This window comes from Xanthobacter aminoxidans, assembly GCF_023571765.1.
In the GTDB taxonomy this organism is placed as follows: Bacteria; Pseudomonadota; Alphaproteobacteria; order Rhizobiales; family Xanthobacteraceae; genus Xanthobacter; species Xanthobacter aminoxidans.
The window spans coordinates 212349-237499 of sequence record NZ_JAMJXC010000006.1; the positions used below are offsets into that span (position 1 = coordinate 212349).

The 25151-nt window shown below is 64.1% G+C and carries 22 protein-coding genes and 2 pseudogenes; 8 read left to right on the forward strand and 16 right to left on the reverse strand.

The window, feature by feature from the left end; translation table 11 throughout:
- Positions 1 to 62: 62 nt before the first annotated feature.
- Together EJ105_RS12155 and EJ105_RS12160 are read right to left on the reverse strand one after the other, a co-directional pair.
- Positions 63 to 1292, reverse strand: a complete 1230-nt coding sequence (locus EJ105_RS12155) for an ABC transporter substrate-binding protein (protein ID WP_250166534.1) — start codon at positions 1290 to 1292, stop codon at positions 63 to 65.
- Between the two features lie 119 nt (positions 1293 to 1411).
- Positions 1412 to 2470, reverse strand: a complete 1059-nt coding sequence (locus EJ105_RS12160; RefSeq protein ID WP_250166535.1) for an alcohol dehydrogenase — start codon at positions 2468 to 2470, stop codon at positions 1412 to 1414.
- Between the two features lie 287 nt (positions 2471 to 2757).
- On the opposite strand from EJ105_RS12160, the gene EJ105_RS12165 reads away from it, so the two are divergent.
- From EJ105_RS12165 to EJ105_RS12175, 3 genes are all read left to right on the forward strand, one after another.
- Complete coding sequence (locus EJ105_RS12165; RefSeq protein ID WP_250166536.1) at positions 2758 to 3924, forward strand: acyl-CoA dehydrogenase family protein; 1167 nt, start codon at positions 2758 to 2760, stop codon at positions 3922 to 3924.
- A gap of 10 nt (positions 3925 to 3934) precedes the next feature.
- The gene (locus EJ105_RS12170; RefSeq protein ID WP_250166537.1) at positions 3935 to 5125 is read left to right on the forward strand and encodes a CaiB/BaiF CoA transferase family protein; all 1191 of its coding nucleotides are present in this window, start codon (positions 3935 to 3937) and stop codon (positions 5123 to 5125) included.
- Positions 5126 to 5320: 195 nt separating this feature from the next.
- On the forward strand, positions 5321 to 6778 hold the full coding sequence (locus tag EJ105_RS12175) for a porin (protein ID WP_250166538.1): 1458 nt from the start codon (positions 5321 to 5323) through the stop codon (positions 6776 to 6778).
- A 169-nt stretch (positions 6779 to 6947) separates the two neighbouring features.
- Here EJ105_RS12175 and EJ105_RS12180 read toward each other — a convergent pair whose 3' ends face one another.
- Positions 6948 to 7949, reverse strand: coding sequence for a LysR family transcriptional regulator (locus EJ105_RS12180; protein ID WP_250166539.1), 1002 nt, complete (start codon positions 7947 to 7949; stop codon positions 6948 to 6950).
- 251 nt (positions 7950 to 8200) lie between these two features.
- Positions 8201 to 9003 (reverse strand): annotated as a pseudogene (locus EJ105_RS12185) (IS3 family transposase); the annotation flags it as partial.
- Positions 9004 to 9006: 3 nt separating this feature from the next.
- Here EJ105_RS12185 and EJ105_RS27815 point away from each other — a divergent pair.
- Positions 9007 to 9129, forward strand: a complete 123-nt coding sequence (locus tag EJ105_RS27815) for a hypothetical protein (RefSeq protein ID WP_284145415.1) — start codon at positions 9007 to 9009, stop codon at positions 9127 to 9129.
- A gap of 227 nt (positions 9130 to 9356) precedes the next feature.
- On the opposite strand, the pseudogene EJ105_RS12190 reads toward EJ105_RS27815, so the two are convergent.
- The 4 genes and pseudogenes from EJ105_RS12190 to EJ105_RS12205 all read right to left on the reverse strand — a co-directional run.
- A pseudogene (locus tag EJ105_RS12190) lies at positions 9357 to 9605 on the reverse strand (transposase); the annotation flags it as partial.
- A 131-nt stretch (positions 9606 to 9736) separates the two neighbouring features.
- Positions 9737 to 10984, reverse strand: coding sequence for an acetyl-CoA hydrolase/transferase family protein (locus EJ105_RS12195; RefSeq protein WP_250166540.1), 1248 nt, complete (start codon positions 10982 to 10984; stop codon positions 9737 to 9739).
- On the reverse strand, positions 10981 to 11871 hold the full coding sequence (locus EJ105_RS12200; protein ID WP_347881315.1) for an HpcH/HpaI aldolase/citrate lyase family protein: 891 nt from the start codon (positions 11869 to 11871) through the stop codon (positions 10981 to 10983). The genes EJ105_RS12195 and EJ105_RS12200 overlap by 4 nt, the downstream gene beginning before the upstream one ends.
- Positions 11868 to 12329, reverse strand: a complete 462-nt coding sequence (locus EJ105_RS12205) for a MaoC family dehydratase (RefSeq protein ID WP_250166541.1) — start codon at positions 12327 to 12329, stop codon at positions 11868 to 11870. Before EJ105_RS12205 ends, EJ105_RS12200 begins: the two co-directional genes overlap by 4 nt.
- A gap of 180 nt (positions 12330 to 12509) precedes the next feature.
- On the opposite strand from EJ105_RS12205, the gene EJ105_RS12210 reads away from it, so the two are divergent.
- From EJ105_RS12210 to EJ105_RS12225, 4 genes are all read left to right on the forward strand, one after another.
- Positions 12510 to 13991 (forward strand): aldehyde dehydrogenase family protein, encoded by a 1482-nt coding sequence (locus EJ105_RS12210; RefSeq protein ID WP_250166542.1) that lies wholly within the window; start codon positions 12510 to 12512, stop codon positions 13989 to 13991.
- Positions 13992 to 14256: 265 nt separating this feature from the next.
- Entirely contained in the window at positions 14257 to 15006 is a 750-nt protein-coding gene (locus EJ105_RS12215; RefSeq protein WP_138400191.1) for an electron transfer flavoprotein subunit beta/FixA family protein, read from the forward strand.
- Positions 15006 to 15950 (forward strand): electron transfer flavoprotein subunit alpha/FixB family protein, encoded by a 945-nt coding sequence (locus tag EJ105_RS12220; RefSeq protein ID WP_250166543.1) that lies wholly within the window; start codon positions 15006 to 15008, stop codon positions 15948 to 15950. Before EJ105_RS12215 ends, EJ105_RS12220 begins: the two co-directional genes overlap by 1 nt.
- A gap of 368 nt (positions 15951 to 16318) precedes the next feature.
- Entirely contained in the window at positions 16319 to 17215 is an 897-nt protein-coding gene (locus EJ105_RS12225; protein WP_284145428.1) for a LysR family transcriptional regulator, read from the forward strand.
- On the opposite strand, the gene EJ105_RS12230 is transcribed toward EJ105_RS12225, so the two are convergent.
- Genes EJ105_RS12230 through trbE form a run of 8 tightly spaced genes read right to left on the reverse strand, consistent with a single transcriptional unit; the run spans position 17179 to position 25150 of the window.
- Positions 17179 to 17436, reverse strand: a complete 258-nt coding sequence (locus EJ105_RS12230) for a DUF2274 domain-containing protein (protein ID WP_250166545.1) — start codon at positions 17434 to 17436, stop codon at positions 17179 to 17181. The genes EJ105_RS12225 and EJ105_RS12230 overlap by 37 nt on opposite strands.
- Positions 17433 to 18614, reverse strand: coding sequence for a TraB/TrbI/VirB10 family type IV secretion system protein (locus EJ105_RS12235; protein ID WP_250166546.1), 1182 nt, complete (start codon positions 18612 to 18614; stop codon positions 17433 to 17435). Before EJ105_RS12235 ends, EJ105_RS12230 begins: the two co-directional genes overlap by 4 nt.
- Positions 18614 to 19588 carry a P-type conjugative transfer protein TrbG gene (trbG, locus tag EJ105_RS12240; RefSeq protein ID WP_250166547.1) on the reverse strand — a complete coding sequence of 325 codons (975 nt, stop codon included), beginning with the start codon at positions 19586 to 19588 and terminating at the stop codon, positions 18614 to 18616. Before trbG ends, EJ105_RS12235 begins: the two co-directional genes overlap by 1 nt.
- Complete coding sequence (trbF, locus tag EJ105_RS12245; protein WP_250166548.1) at positions 19585 to 20274, reverse strand: conjugal transfer protein TrbF; 690 nt, start codon at positions 20272 to 20274, stop codon at positions 19585 to 19587. The genes trbG and trbF overlap by 4 nt, the downstream gene beginning before the upstream one ends.
- Position 20275: 1 nt before the next feature.
- The gene (trbL, locus tag EJ105_RS12250) at positions 20276 to 21643 is read right to left on the reverse strand and encodes a P-type conjugative transfer protein TrbL (protein ID WP_250166549.1); all 1368 of its coding nucleotides are present in this window, start codon (positions 21641 to 21643) and stop codon (positions 20276 to 20278) included.
- 1 nt (position 21644) lies between these two features.
- Entirely contained in the window at positions 21645 to 21929 is a 285-nt protein-coding gene (trbK-alt, locus tag EJ105_RS12255; protein WP_250166550.1) for a putative entry exclusion protein TrbK-alt, read from the reverse strand.
- Between the two features lie 9 nt (positions 21930 to 21938).
- Positions 21939 to 22703: a P-type conjugative transfer protein TrbJ gene (trbJ, locus tag EJ105_RS12260; RefSeq protein WP_250166551.1), complete on the reverse strand. Its 765-nt coding sequence runs from the start codon at positions 22701 to 22703 to the stop codon at positions 21939 to 21941.
- Positions 22700 to 25150, reverse strand: a complete 2451-nt coding sequence (gene trbE, locus EJ105_RS12265) for a conjugal transfer protein TrbE (protein ID WP_250166552.1) — start codon at positions 25148 to 25150, stop codon at positions 22700 to 22702. The genes trbJ and trbE overlap by 4 nt, the downstream gene beginning before the upstream one ends.
- Position 25151: the final 1 nt, after the last annotated feature.

Sequence of the window (25151 nt, forward strand, 5' to 3'; positions counted from 1 at the left end):
GAATCTTGCCGGTACTATAAGAATACGCGCTATGCTTCAAGCTGCGGGATCGTTCCATTGATTTACTTGACCAGAGGGCAAGCGGCGGGGTCTGGAAGAGCGAACGCCTCATCGGCCGGAACCCGCCCGACCACCTTAAAGATGTCCCATTCGCTTTTCGAATCGGCCGGCTTCTTAACTTGCAGGATCAGAATGTCGCGCATCACCCGCCCATCCGGACGTATATGGCCGTCCTTGGTCATGAAGTCGTTGATCGCCATCTTTTTCATTTGAGCAATAACGGCGGCGCCGTCATCGGAATTCACGACGGAGGCCGCCTTCAGATAGTGAATCATCGCGCCATAGGCGCTCGCCTGTACTTCGTTCGGCATCCGGCCGAAACGTTGATGATAGCGCTTGGCGAATGCACGGCTGGCATCGTCCCCATCCCAGTAGAAGGGCGCACCGGTGATGATCCCCTGGGCGGAACGCAAACCCAAGGCCTTCACGTCGGGGAAGCTCCAACTCAGGGGCGCGAGTATCTGCGTCTCCGTGATACCAAACTCCCTGGCCTGCTTGATGATGGCGCCGGCATGCCCGGTCGTCGTCGCAAGCGCGATGACATCTGCCCCCGACCCTTGTGCCTGCAAGAGCTGGGAAGCGAAGTCCGCAGCGTCCCAAGGATGTCGGCTCGACCCGATGACACGACCTCCGCCGGCTTTGATGATCTGCGTGGCGTCGCGCTCGGAGTTTACGCCAAAAGCATAGTCAATCGTAATGAAGTACCAGGACTTTCCGCCTTGCTTCTGCAGATCCTTGATAGCCCCCACAGCCTGGCTGTAATTGTCGTGTGACCAATGGATGCCATTCGGGCTACAATTCTTTCTGGTTAGGTCCGCGCTTGACGCGGACAAGAAGATCACCGTCTTGTTGCGCTCTTTTGTTAATGTCTGAACAGCAAGGGCGAGGCTTGTCATGCCCACGTCAAAAACAGCCTCGACACCTTCATCGTACCATTTCCGAGAAATGGCGAGACCGACGTCGGGCTTGTTGAGATTATCTGCAGTCCGTAACTCGATAGACCGGCCATTGACCTTGCCGCCAAAATCCTCGATCGCCATCTGGATGCTGCTGACCGTACCGGGGCCGGAAAAATCCATCATCGGGCCCGACATGTCGGCAAGCACCCCGATCTTCAGCGGCGGTTCAGCTGCGACCGCCACGGCGCGGCAAGTGGCCACCAGCGTGGTCGCGGCTGTGACACCTGCCAGAAAACGACGGCGGGACACTGTATGTCCGTAAAGGTCTACCATGGCGTTATCCTCGTATATTATGTTCTGTTGTATCGGTTAAGCGGACGTCGTCCATTCACGCTGGAGATCGCCGTGAGCCTTGAAGACGGGAATGGATATCCGCATCAGATGAAAAGCCATCAGACATCACCAGTCAGTACCAGCCGACCGGTCACGCTCCCGTGTTCAAGATCGCGTATCGCCTGCATGACGTTGAATTTCGGGATTTCGGTAATCGGCGTCGGGGCAAGCCTGCCGTCGTTGGCCATCGCGATGACATCGCGCAGGTCCTGAGGCGATCCCATCAGGGTGCCGTGGACCGAGATCCCGCGAAAGATCATGCCTGCCAATGACAAGGTCAGCTCGCCGCCAGCGACGCCGACCAGAACCAGCTTGCCGCCTTTGGCCAGGATCGAGAACGCCGACTTTGCGGTCGAGGAATTGTTAACAAAATCGATCACGGCGGGCACCGCTCCCCCGCATGCCGCAAGGATGCGCTCCTCGACGCCCTCGCCTCCGATTACAATGGCGGATGCGCCTTCGGCCTTGGCGGCCTCCAGCTTGTCCTGTGCAATGTCGACCGAGACGATATTGTGGTGGCCAACGGCGCGGAGCATGGAGATGGCCACCAAACCGAGCCCACCCGCGCCTATGAGTACGACCGGCTGATCGGGTGTCAACGGCATGACCTTCCTGACCGCACTGTAGGTGGTGATTCCGGAACAGGCATAGGTGGCGGCAAGCGCAGGCGGCACTCGGCCGGGATCGACCAGATATTTTGCATGGCGGACCAGAACGTGGCTGGCAAAGCCGCCGTGATTGATGACCCCTAATGTTCGGGGGCCGCCGGTGCAGAGGTTGTCCTGCTCTGCAAGGCAGGCCGGGCATTCGCCACAGCCGATCCAAGGATAGACTACGCGCTGGTCACCGACGGCGACACCCTGCGCTTCCGGACCGATGGCGACCACTCTTCCAAGAATCTCGTGACCTGGCGCACGGGGCAGCGTCACGCCGCGCTCGGCAAGCTTCATAATCCTGCCGCCACCCATGTTGTATTCGCCCTTCCAGAAATGAAGGTCCGAATGACAGAGGCCGCAATGGCTGACCTGGACCAGCACCTCGGAGCCACTCGGCTGCGGGGTCGGTAGGTCAATTTTCTCAAGCGGTGCGCCGGCGGCGACCACAGCCCAGGCTTTCAAGGAGCTTTCCTTCCGTTTACGACGTGTGCACCCGACCCAGCCAGCCGCGAACTCAAGCCGGACCCATGGGTCTTGGCGGCGAGCGCAACGGGTCGCGACTAATCAGATTTGATCGTCACATCTCCGCATTTCAGTCGATCTTGGGTGAAGTCCCTGCCGTCGTGAAATAGGGATTCCCGCTAGTGCCATAGGCTTGCCTTATGGCGCCAGCGTCCATATCGCCGTCTTATAAAGGCATATGAAATCCATGTTTTTCGAGGCTGAAGCGTCGTGCTTAGGGTCTCGCTATGAACTTCGATCTTACAGAAAATCAGCTGGCAATCGACGCAGGTGTACGCCGCGTCTGCGCCGATTTTGACGACGAATACTGGACAACGTGCGAAGCCGAGGCGCGGTTTCCCCACGAATTCCACCGCGCCATGGCGAACGGCGGATGGCTGGGCATCACCATGCCGGAAGAATTGGGCGGCGCCGGGCTCGGAGTCACCGAGGCGGCGATCATGATGCACGCCATCACTTCCAGCGGCGGCGGCAATTCGGCAGCTTCCACCATTCACATCAACCTGTTCGGACCACATGCGGTCGTTGTGCACGGCACGCCCGAGCAGAAAAAGCGCTGGCTGCCCCCCTTGATCTCTGGCAATCAGAAGGCTTGCTTCGGAGTTACCGAACCTAATGCGGGGCTTGATACGACCAGTATCTCTACCTTCGCCACCAAAGTGGAGCGGGGGTACAAGGTCAGCGGGCGGAAGATGTGGACTTCCACCGGTCAAGTGGCGGACAAGATCCTTCTTCTCACCCGGACGACACCGAAGGCTGACTGCTCCCGCCCGACGGACGGTATGACTTTGTTCTATACGGACCTTGATCGTACCAAGATCGAGGTGCGGCGCATCCACAAGATGGCGCGCAACGCGGTGGATTCTAATGCTGTCTTCATCGACGACTACTTCATCCCCAACGAGGATCGGGTCGGCGAGGAGGGAAAGGGGTTTCATTATCTCCTCCACAGCCTTAATCCCGAGCGCATCCTGGTGGGTATCGAGGCGGTCGGCCTGGGGCGCGACGCGCTGGATCGCGCAGCAAAGTACGCTCGTGAACGCGTGGTATTCGGGCGTCCGATCGGTCAAAACCAGGGTGTTCAACACCCGCTGGCTGAATGCTGGACTCACCTTGAGGCCGCCTATTGGATGTGCCTGCGCGCCGCGCATGCCTACGACACCAATCAGCCGTGCGGAGCGGAAGCCAACGCGGCGAAATTCCTGGCCGCGCGCGCGGCATTCAACGCCGCGACCCAGGCGGTGCTGACGCACGGCGGAATGGGATTTGCGCGTGAATATCAGGTTGAGCGCCTGTTTCGGGAATCCATGCTTCCTCGTATCGCGCCGGTCACCGAGCAGCTGATCCTGTCGTTCATCGCCGAAAAAGTCTTCGGCCTCCCCAAATCCTATTGACGGCGCGCAGATGCACCATCCGCTCGACAATATCGTCGTCGTCGATCTGAGCCAGATCTACAACGGCCCCTATGCAACCTATCTCATGGCGCTCAATGGCGCGACCGTGATCAAGATTGAGCCCCCCGGAGGCGAGCCGCTGCGCCGCCGCAGCGAGGCGGGGAATGCAGGCCTGCTGCCATTCGCCATGCTGAATGGTTGCAAATCGTCGATCGTCCTGGATCTCAAGACGGACGATGGAAAGGCGGCGTTGCGCGCGCTTGCGGAGAAGGCGGATGTGGTGGTCGAGAATTTCGCCCCCGGCGTCATGGATCGGCTCGGCGTCGGCTGGGAGACACTCTCGGCTGGCAATGAGCGTCTCATCTATGCCTCTAGTTCCGGATACGGGCGCGACGGCCCGTATGCCTCCTATCCAGCCATGGATCTTACCATTCAGGCCATGTGCGGGGTGATGTACACGACAGGCTTTCCTGACAGGCCTCCGGTGAAAGCGGGACCAGCCTTGGCGGACTTCTTCGCCGGGATTCATCTCTACGGCGCCATCGCCACGGCCTTGTTCGATCGCGAGCGGACCGGTCGCGGCCGGCGTCTCGAAGTTGCAATGCAAGACGCGGTCTATGCGTCGTTATGCTCCAGTCTCGGCATGCATTGGGCCTCGGGAGAAGCCGCCCCACCTCGCACTGGCAATCGCCACGGAGGCCTCGCCGAGACGCCCTACAATGTCTATCCCGCGAACGATGGCCACATCGCCATCATCTGTGTGCGCGAGGCGCATTGGCGCGCGCTCTGCAAGCTGATGGGCGCAGAACCATTGAGCGACGATCCCCGCTTCTCCACGCAGAAGTCCCGGGTAGCGCACATGGACCTCGTCGATTCGATTGTTTCGGACTGGACCCGCCGGCACACGAAGGAGGAACTCTTCGATCGCATGATGGCGGCGAAAGTCCCCTGCGCGCCGGTACGCACGCTGGAAGAGGTGATGCACGACCCCAATATGCACGCTCGCGGTGCGCTCGCGTGGCAGGATCACCCGGAGTTCGGGCGCATCATCGTCCAACAGACCCCATTCCGCTTTGACGGCGTGCCCTTGGTTGAAATCGAACCGAGCCATCGATTGGGGGCGGACACCGCTTCCATCCTGCGGGATCGTCTCGGGCTGGACGACGCAACGATCGACCGCATCACCGCAACAGCCTCCTGAGAGGCGTCCACGACGGAAAGCCGTCGTGAACGGGCCGCTGAGCGGGCGGCCCAGACGCCCTTCCGCATCTCGTTTCGATATTAGACAGCGACAGATAAGCAATCATCCGGCGCAGATATTGAAGGATATCTGCCAAAAATATACAAACGTCAAATAGATGACGAGTATTAGCGAAATATATAGGGGGGACGTGGAATGAAACTGCAAACTATCATTGCTGCGGCTATTCTGCCGATATCGACTCTCGCAAACGGTGCGGATTTGCCGACCAAGGCAACTCAAATCGAATATGCAAAGGTTTGCTCGACTTATGGGGCCGGCTTTTTCTATATCCCGGGAACAGATACGTGCATCAAGATCGGCGGCTATGCGCGATTTGATACCTATGTAAACGCCATCGCCTCCTTCACGCCGATGCTGACCGTACCTTCCAGCCCGGCGTTCAATGGTCCGGGCGCCGGGGGGTTCGGCTATCCGTTTCGCGATGACGACGATCTAGCATACAGCACGCGTGCGCGCGCTGTAATTGATATGGATGCCAGAACACAGACCGATTATGGAATATTGCGCTCCTATATTCGAACTGGAATGCAATGGAACTCTCAGGGTGGGGCCGGTATTGGGCCAGCATCAACACTATATTTTGAGCGTGCATTCATTCAATTTGCCGGGTTTACATTTGGTTATCTGCAATCATTCTTCGATTCCGGATTGAACTACATGTTCACGACTCCCATCGTCGGTTCCAACCAATGGACGACGGCGGCGGCCTATACAGCGCTGCTAGGCAATGGAGTGTCTGCTACGCTTTCGCTTGAGGATGCCGCCAACCGAACTGTCGGTGTCCAGATGTCCGGAGCGACCGCACAGCCTGTGTTCAACATCAGTACCACCACGACAGGCCTGTCCTATACCAACTTTCAGGGGGGACAAGAGCTTCCGGACATTGTCGCGAATCTGCGCATCGATCAGCCCTGGGGCTCTGCTCAGCTTTCCGGCGCGCTTCATCAAGTCCAGGTCAATACTCCGGGTTACGCCGGTGCGATTGTGGGGCTCGCGTCCTCGAGCAACTGGGGATGGGCCATCGGCGGAGTGCTAGAACTCAAGCTGCCCGCACTCGCTGCCGGCGACAGCCTTTTCCTTTCGGCAGACTATGCCAACGGTGCCGCGAGCTATCTTGGTCTCTCAGCGGCACTGCAAGGCAATTCTCAAGCCATTGGAGCGATCAATCTCTCCCAGGTTGGCGCCACGCTCCGCGGCACGGGCGCGTTCTACACGATCGCCGACGCGGTTGCGGTTGACATGCTGGGAAATTATGACCTGACATCCGGCTGGAGCTTGCAAGGTCAAATGCGCCATTACTGGGCTCCCGGCTTGCGGTCGGCTCTATTGGCTGGCTACTCCAGCTATGACGTTCCCGAAAACGTCGTGGCTGCCTTTGATTTCAATGTCTGGCAGGTTGGACTGAACACAATCTGGTCGCCTGTCAAGAATCTCGATATCGGCGCCGAAGTGCTGTATTCGAAGGTCAACGGCTCTGTTCCGCTTGGTAATTATGCCGCCGTTGGCAATACTGGAACTATCATCAATTCCATCGCTGGGGGTTCTACCGACTTGTGGTCGGGCGGCGTTCGCGTTCAGCGCAATTTCTGACCGGGATCCTCCAAGCCGGTCCACCTTGAGCCCGACGCCAGCCGCCGGGCTCATTTTTATGGTGCCGAGGGCGAGGATTCGCGAGGTTGACCGAACCACCACCGGTTACTCCCGAGGCTCCGTCTTCCGTTTGTCGCGGCTCGTCGCAATCTGTGTTCCGCGGCAGTTGTCAGGCGATCCGAAGCCGGCGGTAGCGGGCTTCATTGCTGGGGAGCAGCGTGGACGGCGTGGCGCGACTTACGCTTGCCAACGCAGCAGCTGCGGCATTCGCTTCTTCGGCTTCGCAGACCTGACGCGCCACGTCGACGAGAATGTCGCGGACCTTCTTTTGGACCGGACCGAGCGGACGGCTGTTCAGGCTGGCAACCGACATGAATCCCGAGAGTTCCGGATTCACGATCCGCCGCGCATGGTAGAGCCCTCCACGGACCTCATCCAGAATGCACGGCCCTGGCAGGATGGTGTAGCAATCTCCCGCCATGGCCAGCGCCTTGAGGGCAGCCATCGACTCCGTCTCGAGGACCGGGTTCAGGGCCATCCCTCGACGTTCTGCAATCTCGTCGAGTGCCTTGCGCCAGGTCGCCGAGTTCGAAGGAAGGGCAAGCGGTAGATCCACGATGCGATCGAAGTCGATCTCGCAGTCGCCATTGGACAAGTGACTGGCGCCGACGACATAGAAGGCTTCGGAAAAGAGCGGAACCACCTCCAGCTCCGGTATCTCCGCGAGGTTGAACAGCATGACCATGTCGATGCGTCCCTCGCTGAGCCATTCATAGAGCGCCGGCGAGCCCGCATCGGAAATGTAGAGGGTCACGTCCGGCAGGGCGGTGCGCACCGCCCGTTGAAGAGCTGGAACGAGCAGAGCCGGCATCGTCGATACCATGCCGATGGATACCACCCGGGTTGCCGTTGCCTTGTGCTCCTTCAGGGCGTTTATGGATTCCTGATGATACTTCAGCAGATTGATGGCGCGCTCGTAAAGGTAGATGCCATCCTGGGTCAGCTCGATGCCACGATTGCTACGGATGACGAGCGTTGTCCCTAGTTCGGCTTCGAGATTGGCCAGATGGACACTGAGTGCAGGCTGCGCGACGTGAAGCCTTTCGCTGGCCTTCATCAAGCTCCCGGTTTCAGCCATGGCCACGAAATAACGTAGATGACGAATTTCCATCGATTCGACCCTCCCAAGTCGAATATCGAGAACCACGGCGGCTCGAAGCCGCTTCTTGGGATCCTCGATACGGAGAGAGGGAACCATCGCTGAAGTGGTTTGGCAAGATCGCTGAAATCCCTCGCGCCGTACGGCAGAGGTCGGTGCAAAAGCCGGACATAGGAACGCTGTCGCGATCGACGTCGCAACTGGCGGTTCAGGCCCTCAGAGGGATTGCGTCCGTCTCAACCATCTGAACCGCCCCGAGTTTTCTAGACGCCCTCGGCTTTGGGTTTGTGCTGCCGTTCGAACTCGATGGGTGACAGCATCCCGTTGCGTGCTTGGGGGTGGGGTTGTTGAACATCTCGATGTAATCGAACACGTCCCGGCGTGCCTCGTCCCGCGTGTGGTAGACCTTGCGGCGGATGCGTTCGTGCTTGAGCAGGTTGAAGAAGCTCTCGGCCACGGCGTTGTCGTGGCAGTTGCCACGACGGCTCATTGAGGGTTGCAGATCGTGGTGTTTCAGGAACGAAGCCCACTCCATGCTGGTGAACTGGCTCCCCTGATCCGAATGCACCAGTACACGGCCCTTCGGCTTGCGTCGCCAGACGGCGGCCAGCAGCGCCTGAAGCACGACGTTGGTCGTCTGCCGGGCCTGTATGGGCCAGCCGACGACACGGCGGGAGAAGAGGTCGATCACGACCGCCAGATAGGCGAAGCCTTCGTGGGTGCGGATGTAGGTGATGTCGGTCACCCAGGCCTTGTCAGGCGCCTCCGCGTCAAACCGGCGATCGAGCGTGTTGTCGACCGCCAGGGATGGCTTGCCTCCATATTGGCCGGGGCGCCGCCTGTAGCCGATCTGCGCCCGGATGCCGGCAAGCCGCGTCAGCCGCGCAACCCGGTTGGGGCAGCAGTTCTCGCCCATGTCCGCCAGATCGTCGTGAAGCTTGCGATAGCCATAGACCTTGCCGCTCTCGCGCCATGCGGCGCGGATCAGCTCGGTCTGTCGTTGGTCTTCCTGCGCGCGCTTGCTCAGCGGGTCCTTCAGCCAGGCGTAGAAGCCGTTGGGCTGCAGACCATGCTGACCCGTGCGCATCCCAATGTCGTGGTTGTGGCGCTGGCGGCGAAGCTGGCGCGCATCGCCTGGGCGGTGTTGCACACGCAGAAGGACTTCGATCGGCAGGCGCTTGGCGTCGCCTAATCACTCGGAACAGCGGGCGGCGAACGCCGCACGCTCAAGATGTCTGCGAGAGGTGAAGTAAAGATGGCATAACAGGTCGTACCGGCAGCCTGAAAACCTGATTCTAAATCTGGTGCTCGGCACCGGCGCTTTTATGAGGATCAGGCTGCGCGGATATCCATCTTGGCCAAGGCTTCAGCCTTAAGACCGGATACGTTGATGCAGACCACTCTTGCCAACCAGACAACCCCCTTGCGGACGGGGCGGGCCATACGTTTTAGGATGTCGCGCTCCTCCGTCACGCGCTGCAACTCGCGCTTCAGCCGGCGGACCTCAGCGGCCTGATCGTCATCGCGGGCCACGGCTACAGGCTTGCCGTACCGCTTCCTCCATTCATAGAGCGAGCACTTGCTGATCCCCAGCCGCGCAGCGACCTCCGCAACCGGATAGCCTCGCTCGGTGATCTGAAGGACAGCGTCGCGCTTGAAGTCCTCGATGAAGTTCGCTTTGCCCGTCGGGGCCTCCTTGCCTCAAAATTTAGGGAAGAAGGCGTCCAGGAATCTAGGGGCGGTTCAATCTGCGGGCGCAAGTCGCAAATGCGAGACGTTTCAGGTGCCCGCCGCCGCGATCACAGCTTGCTCAGCGTCTCTTGCCAGGCTTTGTTCAGTTCCTCGCGATACTGCGGGGCGGCGATCTCGATCAACGCCCGCGCCCGCTCAACGACCGAGCGTCCGCGCAGGCTCGCGGCGCCAAACTCGGTCACGACAATATCGATGTCGGTCCGAGGCAAGGTCGCCACGCACGGGGCCGAGAGTTTGGGGACGATCCGGGAACGCTTGCCCCGCGCGGCGGTCGCCGGCAGCGCGATGACGCTGGAACCGTTCGGGCTCATCCGCGCGGCTCGTGCGAAATCAGGAGCTCCGCCAGCGCCACTGATTGCCGCGCCTCCAGCATGCTCGAGCGCCGCCTGCCCCCAAAGATCGACCTCGACTGCGGAGTTGATGGCGATGAACTGCGTCAAGGCGGCGAGCGTTTGCGGCCCGTGAGTGATATCGCAGCCGGCGAGCGACAGCGCGGATTGCTCCGCGGCCCAACGATAGAGATTCGGCGTTCCCACGAACACACACGCCCGGTGCGGCCAGTCCGCCTTGAGCGCGCCAGCGCGCTCGAGGTCCATCACGCCGTCGCCGAACATTCCGCTGTGCAGCCGCAAGCCCCGGCGATCGGTCAGCGCCTGCATCAGCGCCGCCGGGGTCTTGCCAAGGCCGATCTGAAGCGTGGCGCCGTCATCGACAAACTGGGCGATATGCTCCGCAACCTTCCGGGATGCGGAGTCGATCAAACCCGTGTCATAAGTCGGCAGGGGCGTGTCGACCTCCGCCACAGCCAGGAAGTCCCCACGTGGAATGGATGGGGCGGCGGCAAGACGGGGCGTTTGTGCATTGAACAGACCCACCAGACGCTCCGATCGGGCAGCCGCCAGCAAGATGAACTCCACGGCAGGCCCGAGCGAGCAGGCGCCGGCGGCGTCGGGTGGAGCAACCTGCGCCACGCAAACGTCAAAGCGCAGGTCTTCCGCGAGCATCTGCGCGAAGCCGCCGTAGGATACCGGAAGATGCCGATACTGGCCCGCGCGCTGGGCGGCGGCGAAGCCAGGTTGCATGAACAGGCCGGTAACCGTCGCCTCGGCACCAAGGCGATCCAGATCCAGGTCATTGATGCCTGGCACGACACTGGTCACGATATTGAGGCCACGCGTCAGGCCGGGATCCTCGCGCCAGGCGGCGAGCAGGGCGGACGGCTCGCCTCCGGCGCCGGCGACGAAGACGCGGTCTCCGGGACGAATCTGATCCAGGATTGCCGAGATGTCGCTCATAGGGGCCGGTGCGCTGTGGCCACCGACAGGACATGCCGTGCCTGCTTCAGATGGGGCATATCGAGCATCTTGCCGTCGAGCCCCACCGTGCCCACGTCTCCTGCATCCACGAACGCCTGCACGACCCGCTGGGCGAAGGCCACTTCCTCAGTGGAGGGCGTGAAGGCCGCATTGATGACGGGCACCTGTGCGGGATGGATCGCAATACGGCCGGCAAAGCCTTCTGCCCGGGCCGCGCGGCACGAGGCCATGAGGCCGGCATCATCGCGAAAATCCACATAGAGTGTCTCGAAGGCACTGAGGCCGGCGGCATGGGCGGCGAGCAATGTCATCGACCGCACCATGCGATAGGTGAACTCCCATCGCCCGTCATCGCCCAGATTGGTGCTCGCGCCGATGGCAGCCGACAGATCCTCGGCGCCCCATGTGAGGCCTTTGAGCCTAGGCGAAGGGGTATGTGCATAGTCACCGAGGCTGAAGGGAGCGATTGCCGTCTCCGTCGCCACGGGCAGGATGCCGATGCTCCCCGGGGCAACTCCGTTTGCCGTCTCCAGCGCATCCAGGAAATGACCCAGTTTGTGGACGTCGGGCGGGCCGTTGGCCTTGGGCAGCATGAGGCCGTCAGGCACCCCGCCGACGATGGCCGCGAGATCGGGCAGGCAAAGCGGCGTGTCGAGCGGATTGATCCGCACCCAAAGTTCGCATGAGCGCGTTGCAAGGGGCCGCTCCTTCAGGAAGCCGGCGACTTTCTCGCGTGCCGCCGCCTTGTGGGCGGGAGCCACGGCATCTTCGAGGTCGAGAATAAGCGCATCCGCGCCGGCGGAGTCCGCCTTGCCGAGCTTCTTGTCGCTGTCGCCTGGGATGAAAAGAAAGGAGCGCAGGTTCATGCCGGCACCTGCCGCTTGCGCTGGAGGCCGGAGCGCCGACAGTGGGCGACTAAATCACCATGTTGATTGTAGGCCCGGTGAACGAAGGTCACAATCCCCTGGTCCGGCCGGGAACGGCTCTCGCGCAGTTCGACCACCTCCGTTTCCACCCGCAGCGTGTCGCCATGGAACACGGGCTTGGGAAAGCGGACCTCGTCCCAGCCGAGATTTGCGACCGCGGTGCCGAGAGTCGTGTCGCCGACGGAAATACCGACCATTAACCCGAGGGTGAACGCGCTGTTGACCAGCCGCCGGCCAAACTCAGTCTCAGTGCGGCAGTATTCCTCGTCGAGGTGCAACTGCGCCGGATTATGTGTCATAGCGCTGAACAAGATATTGTCCGTTTCCGTGAGGGTTCGGCGAATGGGGTGCTGAAAGACCTGCCCCACTTCCAGTTCATCGAACCATTTGCCCGCCATCGAACCGTATCTCCCGTCTCGGCGCTCTTGCTAACTGAGGGCGCTGACGGAAACGGATACTACAGGCGAGCCAGCCATGTGCATCATAGAATGGTGTTATTCCGCTAGAGCAAAATCGTATTTCGCCGGTCTCGGCCACCCGCTCAAGTTCCGTTCCGAAACGATAAAGCGGTGAGACTCATGAGCGGACAATACCTCCACCATCCCTTCCTCGACGGGACACTCAAGAAACTGCTCATCGGCGGCGAATGGGTCGAGGCGGCGGGTGGCGGGACTTTCACGTCCGTAAATCCCTCTACCGGCGAGGTGCTCGCAACGGTAGCGCTGGGCGAGGCGGAGGATATCGACCGCGCGGTGCACGCCGCGCGCACAGCCTTTGAAGGCGATTGGAGCCGCTGGAAGCCGTTCGACCGCCAGGCTTTGATGCTCCGCATCGCGGACCGGATCGAGGCGCACTTCGAGGATCTGGGCCTGCTCGAGACCCTGGACATGGGCGCGCCCGTGTCACGCACCAGAAACTTCAAGCGCTGGCTGGTGCAGGCATTCCGGTATTATGCCGCCCAGGCTGTCAACATTCATGGCGATGTGCTGGAGAATTCCTTTCCGGGCTCCTTCATGAGCTTCACCCTCAAGGCCCCCATCGGGGTGGTGGGTGGGATCATTCCCTGGAACGGTCCGCTGATCTCGCAGCTCTGGAGCATTTGCCCGACGCTCGCCACTGGCTGCACCTTGGTCCTCAAGCCGGCGCTCGAAGCTCCCCTGTCGTCGTTGCGGCTCGCCGAAATCATGGTGGAGGCAGGTCTGCCGGCCGGGGTCGTCAATGTGGTGCCAGGCAGCGGGCCAGGGGCTGGAGCCGCCCTGGCGGTCCATCCCGACGTGGACAAGATCGCCTTTACCGGCTCGACGGTGACAGGTCGCCGGATCATCGAGGGTTCGGCCGTGAACATGAAGAAGGTCGCGGTAGAATTGGGTGGTAAGTCGCCGGACATCGTGTTCGACGATGCGGACCTCGATATTGCGGTTCCAGGCGCGGGCATGGGCTGTTTCAACAATACCGGCCAGGTCTGCTATGCGGGAACGCGGCTGTTCGTCCAAAGACGGGTCTATGACGAGGTGGTCGAGCGGCTGGCCGCATTCGGTCGGACCCTCAAAGTCGGGCCCGGCACCGATCCCGAGACCCAGATCGGGCCGCTCGTATCGCCGGCCCAACTCGACCGCGTCACGGGCTATATGGAGGTGGCGCGCCAGGAGGGCGCGCGCATCGTTTCCGGTGGCGCGAGAGTCGAGGGAGACCTCGCTGGTGGCTATTTCGTGGAGCCGACCGTGCTCGCCGACGTGCGCAACGACATGCGGGTGGCGCAGGAAGAGATCTTCGGCCCCGTCATCTGCGTCATCCCCTTCGACACGGAGGGGGAGGTGGTCGCGCTGGCGAACAGCACCGAATACGGCCTCGGAGGTGCGGTGTGGACCCGGGACGTCGGCCGTGCGCATCGGGTGGCTCGCGCCATCCGGGCGGGCATCGTCTGGATCAACTGCTATGGGATCACCGATCCGAGCGTCGCCTATGGCGGCACCAAGATGAGCGGCTATGGCGCGAAAGGCGGTCCTCACCACTTGGAGGACTATCTATACAGCAAGACCGTTTGGCTCCGTACGGATTGATGGCGCCCAGAACGCGACCGACGACGCCCGCTCTGACCGAGCCTCGGTTTTGGCAGAGCCAGATCCTTCCGCGGCGGACTGCTCTCAGTTGGGAGGCTTTTCGCCTATTTCCGGTGAGGTCGGCTGGGCCGGGAGATCTTGGCGAGCGGGGACGGATCCGTTGCAGGGGACGGCGCCATGGTGGACGAACCGGCGCGCGGCCGCGCCACAACACGCCACCAAAATCTGATGCGACAATCGAAGTTTAGAGAGGCGGATTCAGCCCATGAAGATCCTGGTGCCCGTTAAGCGGGTGGTGGATTACAACGTGAAGGTCCGGGTGAAATCGGACGGGTCGGGCGTGGAGCTCGCCAACGTCAAGATGTCCATGAACCCGTTCGACGAGATCGCGGTTGAAGAGGCGCTCCGCCTGAAGGAAGCCGGCAAGGCCACCGAGGTGATCGCCGTCTCCATCGGACCGGCGCAGGCCTCCGAGACCCTGCGCACGGCGCTGGCCATGGGTGCCGACCGCGGCATCCTGGTGAAGGTCGACGGCGTGGTGGAACCGCTCGCGGTGGCCAAGATCCTCAAGGGCGTGGTCGGCGAGGAAGCCCCCGGCCTCGTCATCCTTGGCAAGCAGGCCATCGACGACGACTGCAACCAGACCGGCCAGATGCTCGCCGCCCTGCTGGGCTGGCCCCAGGGCACCTTCGCCTCCAAGGTCGTGGTCGAGGACGGCGGCGTCGCCGTCACCCGCGAGATCGACGGCGGCCTGCAGACCGTGAAGCTCAACGGCCCGGCTATCGTCACGACGGACCTGCGCCTCAACGAGCCGCGCTACGCCTCGCTCCCCAACATCATGAAGGCGAAGAAGAAGCCCATCGCCGAGAAGACGCCCGCCGATTACGGCGTGGACGTCGCCCCGCGCCTCACCGTGCTCTCCACCGCGGAACCCGCGGGCCGCAAGGCGGGCGTCAAGGTGGGCTCGGTGGCCGAGCTGGTGGCGAAGCTCAAGGATGAGGCGGGGGTGATCTGATGGCAACTTTGCTGCTCGCCGAACACGACAATTCGGCTCTCAACGGCGTCACCGCCAAGGCGCTTTCCGCCGCCGCCGCCCTCGGCGGCCCGGTGCACATCCTGGTGGCCGGCCAGAATGCCAAGGGCGTCGCCGACGCCGCCGCCAAGCTTTCGGGCGTCGAGAAGGTATTGCTGGCGGACGACGCGCTCTATGCCCATCGCCTCGCCGAGCCGCTCGCCGCGCTCATCGTGGCGCTGGCCCCCGGCTATGACGCCATCGTCGGCCCCTCCACCGCCGTGGCCAAGAACGTGCTGCCGCGCGTGGCAGCCCTGCTGGACGTGATGCAGGTGTCGGACATCACCAAGGTGGTGGCCCCCGACACCTTCGAGCGGCCGATCTATGCGGGCAACGCCATCCAGACCGTGAAGTCCTCCGACGCGAAGAAGGTGATCACGGTGCGCACCGCGTCCTTCGGCGCCATCGGCGAGGGCGGCTCGGCGACCGTGGAAGCCATCCCGGCGGTGGCTGATCCCGGCGTCTCCACCTTCGTGGAGGAGACTATCGCAGCATCGGATCGTCCGGAACTGACGGCGGCGAAGATCATCGTCTCCGGCGGCCGCGCCTTGGGCTCGCGAGAGAAGTTCGCCGAACTGATCGAGCCGCTGGCGGGCGTGCTGGGCGCCGCGGTGGGCGCCTCGCGCGCCGCCGTGGACGCGGGCTATGCCCCCAACGACTGGCAGGTTGGCCAGACCGGTAAGGTGGTGGCCCCCGAGCTGTACATCGCGCTCGGCATTTCCGGTGCCATCCAGCATCTGGCCGGCATGAAGGACAGCAAGGTCATCGTCGCCGTCAACAAGGATGAGGAGGCCCCCATCTTCCAGGTGGCCGACTACGGGCTCGTCGGCGACATCAACACCGTCATCCCCGAGCTGAAGGCGGAAATCGGCAAGGTGAAGAGCTGAGAGGCAAGGTAGTCTAGATCATGCGTATTCCTCGTCAGACGCTCGTTCTCTTTTCTTCAGCTTTGTTTGCTTGGGACGACTGGACCGTTGGGTCTCCGGGACATGGCTTCATTTTTCCATGGGCTTTGTTTATCGAGCGGAAAAAATCGACGATGTAGGCGCAGTATGGCTCATCGCAGAGATTGCTGTCTGTCCTCTCTTGGATGTTATCACCCGATCGCACCGGCACGCTTCGGTCGCTGGAGCAATGCGCCCCCTCCGGGTCGTGGGTCACGTCGATGCCTTTCAAAACCCGCGCATGTTGCGGCAAACGCACGGCAATTCCCAGAATTCGAAGAGTTTCGGTCTTGACAATTGAGCTTCGCGACATGCACTGGGCTATCGTAGCCTCCGGACATCGCAGCCTCAGGCGGGCGGCGGGAGCGCTCAACGTGCGGGAGTCCACGCTCAGCCGCCGCTTGCGCGACCTGGAATACCGGCTTGGAGTTGAGCTTTTTGAGAGGACTGCCAACGGCACGCGACTCACATCTGCGGGCGAAGAGTTTATTGCGATGGCGAAGCACATTCTGGCGGAGGCAGATGCTGCGTTCGAGCGGATGAAGGCGCGGGGATGCGGTGAAAGTGGGAATCTCGTTGTCGGCATCTGCATGGCGCTCTCAGTTGGCAACCTAAGGGCGACACTCGCGGCGTACGGACGGCGGCATGAGGGTGTAGAGGTTCACAGCATCGATGGATCGCGCAATCGTCTGCTCGCTGACCTCACCTCAGGGAGCATCGACGTCTTCCTCACGGCGGAGGGACATTCAGCCTGGGGCGGCGCATTGTTACCCCTTTGGAGTGAGCGCGTGATGGTCGCCCTTCCGGTGGATCATTTTCTTGGTTCGTGCTCCGTCGTACGCTGGCCAGATCTTGCAGGGGCCCGCGTTCTGGTCAATCGACGTGACCCGGGACCGGACTATGAGGCGATGCTGCGGGCACGATTGGGTGACCGGTCTGGCTGCAGCTTCATCGGTCACGAAGTCTGCCTGGACCGTCTTTTGGGCTTCGTCGCCGCGGGCCTTGGGTTGACGCTGGTCTCAGAAAGTGCTGTCGGGGTCAATGGTTCCGGGATCGTGTTTCGCGAGTTGCACGATGATGCCGGCCCGGTCCGCATACGGTTTGCAGCCTATTGGAAAGAAACCAACCGGAACCCGGCCCTGCGGCCCTTTCTCGACCTGCTTCGCGCCCGCTATTCCGACACGGCTCCGTCCATGTCACCGGATTGAGTGCCCCGCTCGCGCTTTGCCTTGGAGAACCCTCTGTCGGTGGCAATGAAGCGCTCCAGCATGGGAACAATCAGTCGCGAGGGATCGCCAACCGGCTGGCCTATCTCGCGCGCCAGCACCTGCGCATAGGTTGCGAGATCGCGATGCAGTGCTGCGGGCAGCTCCAAGGTGATCTTGACGGGTTTGTCGTCGGTCAATGGACCGAGTTTGAGCTTTGTCACTGTTGTCCCCCATAGGGTTCGAGCACGAGATCGCGCGTGACGATGACCCTGACAGGAAATCCCGGCCGGATCGTCAGCGTCGGCGGCACATTGAGCTGGCGCCGGACGATCTGCTGGCCGGCATCGTTGGCGGTGTCCTGGGCGCCGTTGCGAATGGCGCGCAGCAAGCGGTCCTCGTCATCGACGGCAAGCTCGGCGCCGACGCTGAGCAGGGTAGAGAGGGCTGCAGCCTTGGCGAGATCCCACCAATGATAATCGACGCCATCCTCCACGCCGGCATAGCCCTGAGTGTCTGCGCCCGGCTGGCGCTCGATCACGATGGAGCGTCCATTGGGGAAGATCAGCCGGTTCCAGACCAGCAGGATCCGTCGCTGACCGAACCCGACATCGTTGCTGTATTCGCCGATGATGCGCGTGCCCTGGGGGACGAGGAGAACGCGCCCGGTCGGGCTGTCATAGATGTGCTCGGTGACTTGGGCGGTGATCTGCCCGGGCAGATCCGAACGGATGCCGGTGATGAGCGCCGCGGATATGACGGAGCCCGCCTGAAGCACATAGGGCGAGGCCGACGCCATCACCCGATCGGGCGCGACGGTCCGCCGGTCGACGGTGGCGTTGAGGAAGTTGAGCTGCCGCTCCTGCGCCGAGGGCGGGACAGGCACGCCGTTCAGCCCGGGCACGCCGGCCATCCCCGCAGTCCCGGCGAGCGGCGATGCAGCCGCTGTCGCTCTGGCCTCGGTCTGGAAGAACACGCGCGAGGTCCTCGCAGCCTCCTGCTCGGCGTGGCGGCGCTGCTCTTCCGGATCGACGATGGCGGCCGGCATGGCCGGTGGCACGACCGGCTGGCCCCGGTTCTGCGCATTGACGATGGGCCGTCCGAGGTCGCCCGGCAGCGGGGGGCCGAGGATCGGACCGGTATAGTCACGCGGTAGGCCGGCGAGGCCGTCGGCGGTGGAGCGGTTCTCGGTGGAATAGAGCTCGTCCGGGGCGTTTCCGGCGGTGCGGGTCTGCAGGGCATAGATCAGCGCCCCGCTCAGACCCAGGCCCGAGACGAGGCCGATGCCGACAAGAACCTTGCGTGAGATTCGGGTGACGCGCGGGGGCTCGGCGCGCAGGCGCATGGGCGTGGCGGCCGGTTCGGACGGCTCGTTCTGATCATATTGCGGGTGCTCGCTCATCAGGCAGGCCTCCCGTCGGTGCGCACGATCCGGACCTTCTGCTGGCGCTCGCCGCTGCCGAGGCGCAGCTCGGCGGCGCCGAACAGGCGGTCGACGATCAGGACGTTCTGGTGGATGCGGCTGTTGACGATCTGGGTCTCGCCCTCGGCGCCGATGACGAAGATGGGCGGCATCTCGCCCTGCACGATGCCGCGCGGGAAAACCACATAGACCCGCCGACCATCGTCATAGATTTCGTCCGGCCGCCAGGGTGGCGTGTCGCCGGTGAGGCCGTAGCGATAGTTGCGCGCCTCGAGCGCGGGGATGAGCGGGGCCGCGGGAACAGCCTGCCGCTGAGAGGCCGGCGGCTGCGGATAGGCCCAGGCCACCGCCGGCATATAGGGCTTCTCGCCGGAACGCAGCTCGACCATGTAGGTGCGGCGGTCGGTGGTGAGGACGAGGTTGGTGGTGATGTCCGGGCGCGTGGGCTTCACCAGCACATGGACGCGCCGGGTCGCACCAGACCCGCTCTCGGTGTCGCCAATGACCCAGCGGGCGGTGTCGCCGGCGGCGATGGGACCAGATCCGGTGAAGCTCTCGCCGGGCTCGAGGGCGATGTCCGTGATCTGCCCGGGCGCCGCATAGACCTGGTAGAGGGCGCCCTCGCTGAAGGGGAAGATCTGGATGGCGTTGTAATAGCCCTCCTTCTTCGGCTCGACACGAGCGGCGGCATTGGCATTCTCGACCCGCGCGGCTGGCGCGCCGGCGGCGGTGCCGCCTCGGCTCGGAGTCCAGGCTGGCGGGATGTGCAATGGCCGCGGCCGCCCGTCGGCCACCGCGGGAACCGCCGGCAGGGGAGGGACCTCGGCATCGTAGCTGATTTCGGGCGGCTTCTGGGTGGCGCAACCGGCGAGCGCCGATGCGGACAGGAGCAAGGCCGCCACTGCGGCCCCGCGGAAATCCGGGCTTCCGGCTTTACGGATAGGCGGCGTCATTGGGCGAGCTCCCGCGACCAGCTGATGGCGTTGACATAGATGCCGAGCGGGTTGGCGCGCAGCTTCTCGGCGTCGCGTGGCGCCTGCACCACGATGGTGAGGATGGCGGTCCAGCGCGTGGTGTCGGCCAGCGCCCCATCCTGATAGCGGCGCTCGCTCCAGGCGACGCGGAAGGAATCGCCCGAGGCGCGGATGACGCTGGAGACGTCGACGGCGACCTGCTGCTTGCCGACCTTGGCGAAGGGATCGTTCGACCGCGCGTAGTCGTTGAGGGCCTGCGCCCCGCGGTCGGTGGTGAACTGATAGGCCCTCAGCCAGTTCTCGCGCACGATGACCGGATCTGCCGGCACGCTGCGGACCTGCTCGATGAAACGGGCGAGGTGCCAGGCGATCTGCGGATCGCTCGGCCGGTAATCGGCCGTGGCCGGAGCGACGGTCTGTGTCTGGCCGAGCTTGTCGACCTCGACCACCCACGGCACGACGATGCCGCGCGCCGATTGCCACACCAGGGCCGCGGCGAAGCCGGCGGAGAGGGCGAGGCACCCGAACGCCATCAGCCTCCAGTTCTTGGCCTGGACGCGAGCGGAGCCGATCCGCTCGTCCCACACCTGGCCCGCCCGCTGGTACGGCGTCTCCGGCTGCGGGGACGTGCCGTAGTGGGTGGAGGATCGCCTGAAGATGCTCATGTCATTCGCTCCCGGAGAGAGTGACGGAATGACCGCTCCCATGACCGTCGCCGGAGCGGACGGCGTGCGCGGCGGTCTGGATGCCGTGGGTCATGTGCTGGGCGCGCTTCATACGCCGCGCCCAATCGGGCGGTCCGTTGCGCTGGATGTCTGAGGCAGAAGACGTGCCGCCGCTGGCCCCCTCTGCGCCACCCGCGGCCGTGCCCATGGTCGAGGAGCCGCCGGTCGCCTCGAACGCGGCGCGGGTTCCGGCGGCATGGCTGGCCTGGAGCGTCGCGCCGGCGCGGGAGACCGCGCGCTTCAGCGGGGAGACGGCGGCCTCTGCACCGGTAGAAGCGACACCGCCAAGACCGGACGCGACCCCAGCGGCACCAGACTGCCCGGCCGAGGCGAGGCTGTAGGCAGTGGATGCGCCACCGGCGAGTGCCGCGCCGCCACGGGCCGCTGCGGCGGTGCCCGACAGCGCCGCCATGCCGCCGCGCAGGGCCATCCCGCCGGCGGCACCGGCCGCCATCAGAGCTCCGCCAGCGGCAAGGCCGGTGCCGACCGCGGCGCCCGCGCTGAGCTGCGGGCCACCGCTCACGAGACCGTTGGCGATGCTCGGGCCGAAGACCCCGAGCCCGAGGAGCGAGAGGGCGGCGAGCACGATGGCCATGGCCTGGTCGATGGTCGGCGTCGCCCCGCCGAAACCGGCGGTGAACTCGGAGAAAAGTGTCGAGCCGATGCCGATGATGATTGCGAGCACCAGCACCTTGATGCCGGAAGAGATGACATTGCCGAGGACGCGCTCGGCCATGAAGGCGGACTTGCCGAACAGGCCGAAGGGAATGAGGACGAAGCCGGCGAGCGTCGTGAGCTTGAACTCGATGAGCGTCACGAACAGCTGGACGGCGAGGATGAAGAAAGCGAGCAGCACCAGCGCCCAGGCCAGCAGCATGCAGGCGATCTGGATGAAGTTCTCGAAGAAGGAGATCCATCCCATCAAATCGGAGATGGATTCCAGCAGCGGGCGCGCTGCGTCGAGGCCAGTCTGTGCCACCTTGCCGGGCCGCAGCAGGTCGGCCGTGCTGAAACCCGTTCCCGATGCCTTGAGGCCGAGGCCGGCGAAGCTCTCGAAGATGATCCGGGCGAGGCTGTTCCAGTTGGAGATCAGATAGGCGAAGACGCCGACGAACAGGGTCTTCTTGACGAGGCGGGCGATGAGGTCATCGTCGGCGCCCCAGCTCCAGAACAAGGCGGCCAGCGTCACATCGACGACGATGAGGGTCGTGGCGATGAACGCCACCTCGCCGCCGAGCAGACCGAAGCCGGAATCGATGTAGCGGGTGAAGACCTCGAGGAAGTGGTCGATAACGCCGGTACCGCCCATGTCAGCGCGCCTCCTGCGACGATGAGGTGCCTGGCGTCGGCGCCAGGAAGCGGGCGCGGCTCTGCGCCCAGGCGGCGAGGCAGCCCGGATCGCGCCCGCCGGCCTCGCCGAGCAGGGCACAGCGGTGCAACTCCTCACGCAGCGGATCCGGCCCCGCCCCGCCGGGCCGCACGGTGGCAGGAGGCACCGGCTCTTCCCCCTTCCGGGCCATCTCGATCGCCGCGACGGTGATCGCGACGGCAACAAAGACCACGGCGCCGAGGCGGGTGAGCATGCTGGTGTCCATCGCCCGTCCTCAGTTGTTGAACATGCGGGCATTGCCGGGCTGGTAGCCCGTGCCCGGCGCGAGGAAGCGCCGGCGCTGTTCGCGGCCCTGGTCGGCCGCCGCGGCGCGCTCGGCCTCGGTCAGCGCCTGGGCGCGGCCGTTGGCGGCGAGGAGGGCCGTCAGGTCGGTGAGCTGCTGGGCCTGGAGCGCGAGGAGCTGGTTGCCGGCCTGGGTCGCCTGAAGCGCGCCGGTCGCGCCCTGGCTCTGGCCGACGAGGGCGTCGAGGGAGGATCGCTGGGTGTCGATATTGGACACGACGGTGGCCTGGACGCGCATGGCGTCCTGAAGGCCCGCCACCGAGGTCTGCCAGCGCTCCCTGGCCTGGGCGACGAGCTGCTGGTCGGAGGCGGTCAGGGAGGCATTGCCGTAGGTGGTCTGGAACGCCCGATCCACGCTCTGGACGTCGTAGGCGATCCGCTGCGCCTGGTTCAGGAGCTGCTGGGTCCGCTGGATCGATTGTTGGATCTGCTGGAGCGAGGAGAATGGGAGGTTCGCGAGATTGCGGGCCTGGTTGATCAGCATCTGCGCCTGGTTTTGCAGGCTGGTGATCTGGTTCTGAATCTGCTGGAGCGCACGGGCTGCTGTCAGAAGGTTCTGGGCATAATTGTTCGGGTCGAAGACCACATACTGGGCCACGGCGGGCTGGTGCAGCACAGGGGCAAGAGCCCCGACGCTGGCGAGGAGCAAGGTCGCAATGCGCAGGGCGCTCGGCGCCGACAGGACAGGACGGCTCATGGCAGGGCCTCCGGATCGGGAGCGAGATTGACAAGATCGGGAATGAGATCGGCGGCCCAGGCGAGGCCGCGGGCGGCGAGCCAGTCCTCAAGGAAGCGGCCGGGCTCGGCGCGGGCCTCCACCTCGCTGATCAGCGCCTGGTCGGATTTCGAGGAGGCCGCGCACAGCGCGAGGGCGATCTCGGACAGGCCGAGCGCGAACAGGCGGTTGCCGCGCCGTGACTGGCAGTAATAGTCCCGCTTCGGGGTCGCCCGGGCGATGAGCTCGATCTGCCGGTCGTTGAGACCGAAGCGCCGGTAGATGGCGGCGGTCTGCGGCTCGACGGCGCGGTCGTTGGGCAGCAGCATCCGGGTGTGGCAGCTGTCGATGATCTCCGCGGCGATCCGGCTCTTCTCGATTTGCGCCAGGGACTGGGTGGCGAAGATCACGCTCGCATTCTTCTTGCGCAGCGTGACCAGCCATTCGGTGAGCTGCCTGGAGAAGCCGGGATCGCTCAGCGCCAGCCAGCCCTCGTCCACGAGGATGAGGGTGGGTCGGCCGTCGAGGCGGTCCGTGATGCGGTGGAAGAGATAGGCGAGCACGGGCGCCGCGGCACCGGTCTCGAGCAGGCCCTCGGTCTCGTAGACCTGGACCGCGGCATCGCCGAGCTCTTCGCTCTCGGCGTCCAGCAGCCGACCGTAGGGACCTCCGACGCAATAGGGCCGCAGGGCCTGCTTGAGCGGGTTGGACTGAAGGAGGACCGTGAGGCCGGTGACGGTCCGCTCATGGATCGGCGCGGAGGCGAGTGAGGTCAGGGCGGACCACAGGTGCTCCTTGACGTCGGGCGTGACCTCGATCGCCTCGCGCTGGAGGATGGACACGACCCAATCGGCGGCCCAGGCGCGCTCAGGAACATCCTCGATGCGGGCGAGCGGCTGCAGCGAGACGGACAGGGTCGACCCGTCCGTCAGGCGTCCGCCGAGGTCGTGCCAGTTGCCGCGCATGGCCAGCGCCGCGGCCCGGATCGAGCCGCCATAGTCGAAGGCGAAGACCTGGGAACGCGCGTAGCGGCGGAACTGCAACGCCATCAGCGCCAGCAGCACCGACTTGCCGCTGCCCGTCGGGCCGACCACCAGCGTGTGGCCCACGTCTCCCACATGAAGGGAAAACCGGAACGGGGTCGAGCCTGCGGCCTTGCCGAACAGCAAGGGGGGAGCGCCGAAGTGCTCGTCCCGTCCCGGCCCCGCCCACACGGCGCTGAGGGGGATCATGTGGGCGAGATTGAGGGTCGAGACCGGCGGCTGGCGGACATTGCCATAGAGATGTCCGGGCAAGGTGCCCAGCCAGGCGTCGACCGCGTTGACGGTCTCGGTGATGGCGGTGAAGTCGCGGCCCTGGAGGACCTTGTCCACCGCGCGGAGCTTCTCGTCGGCGGCGCGGGGATCCTCATCCCAGACCGTCACGGTCGCGGTGACGAAGGCAATGCCGGCGAGATCCGCGCCGAGCTCCTGCAGCGCGAGGTCGGCATCCACGGCCTTGTTGGCGGCGTCGCTGTCGACGAGGACGGAGGCCTCGTTGGTGAGCACCTCCTTCAGGATCGCGGCGATGCTCTTGCGCTTGGCGAACCACTGCCGCCGGATCTTGGTCAGCAGCCGGGTCGCGTCGGTCTTGTCGAGCCGGATGGCCCGCGTCGACCATCGGTAGGGAAAGGCGAGCTGGTTGAGTTCGTCGAGGATCCCAGGGGTGGTGGCGCTGGGAAAGCCGACAATGGTGAGGATACGCAAGTGCGCCTTGCCGAGCATGGGCGCGAGCCCGCCGGTGAGCGGCTCGTCGGCGAGCAGCGCATCGAGATACATGGGTGTCTCGGGAACGCGGACGCGATGGCGCTTCGTCGAGATGCAGGCGTGCAGGTAGGTCAGGGTCTCGCCGTCGTCGAGCCAGCGGCACTCCGGCATGGTGCCTTCGAGGAGTTGGAGGACGCGGTTGGTCCGGTCGATGAACGACCGCAGGACGTCGTGGGGATCGATGCCCGCCTGGTCGCGTCCCTCATAGAGCCAGCTCTCGGTGCGCGCGGCGTCGTCCGCCGGCGGCAGGAAGGCGAAGGTGAGATAATAGCTCGTTTCGAAATGCCGCCCCGCCTCCTCGAAATCGGCCTTGCGCTCGGCATCCACGAGGGCGGCCGCGGCGTCCGTGAACAGGCTCGAGGGATAGCGGCCGGCGGGATGGCGCTGGGCCTCGACGAAGATGGACCAGCCGGAGCCCAGGCGCCGAAACGCATTATTGAGGCGGCCGGCAACTGCGATGAGCTCGGCGGGCACGGAGCTGTCGAGGTCGGGACCGCGGAACCGGGCCGATCTCTGGAAGCTGCCGTCCTTGTTGAGAACGACACCGTCGCCCACCAGCGCCGCCCAGGGCAGGTAGTCGGCGAGGCGCGCGGCGGTCCGGCGATATTCGGCAAGGTTCATCATC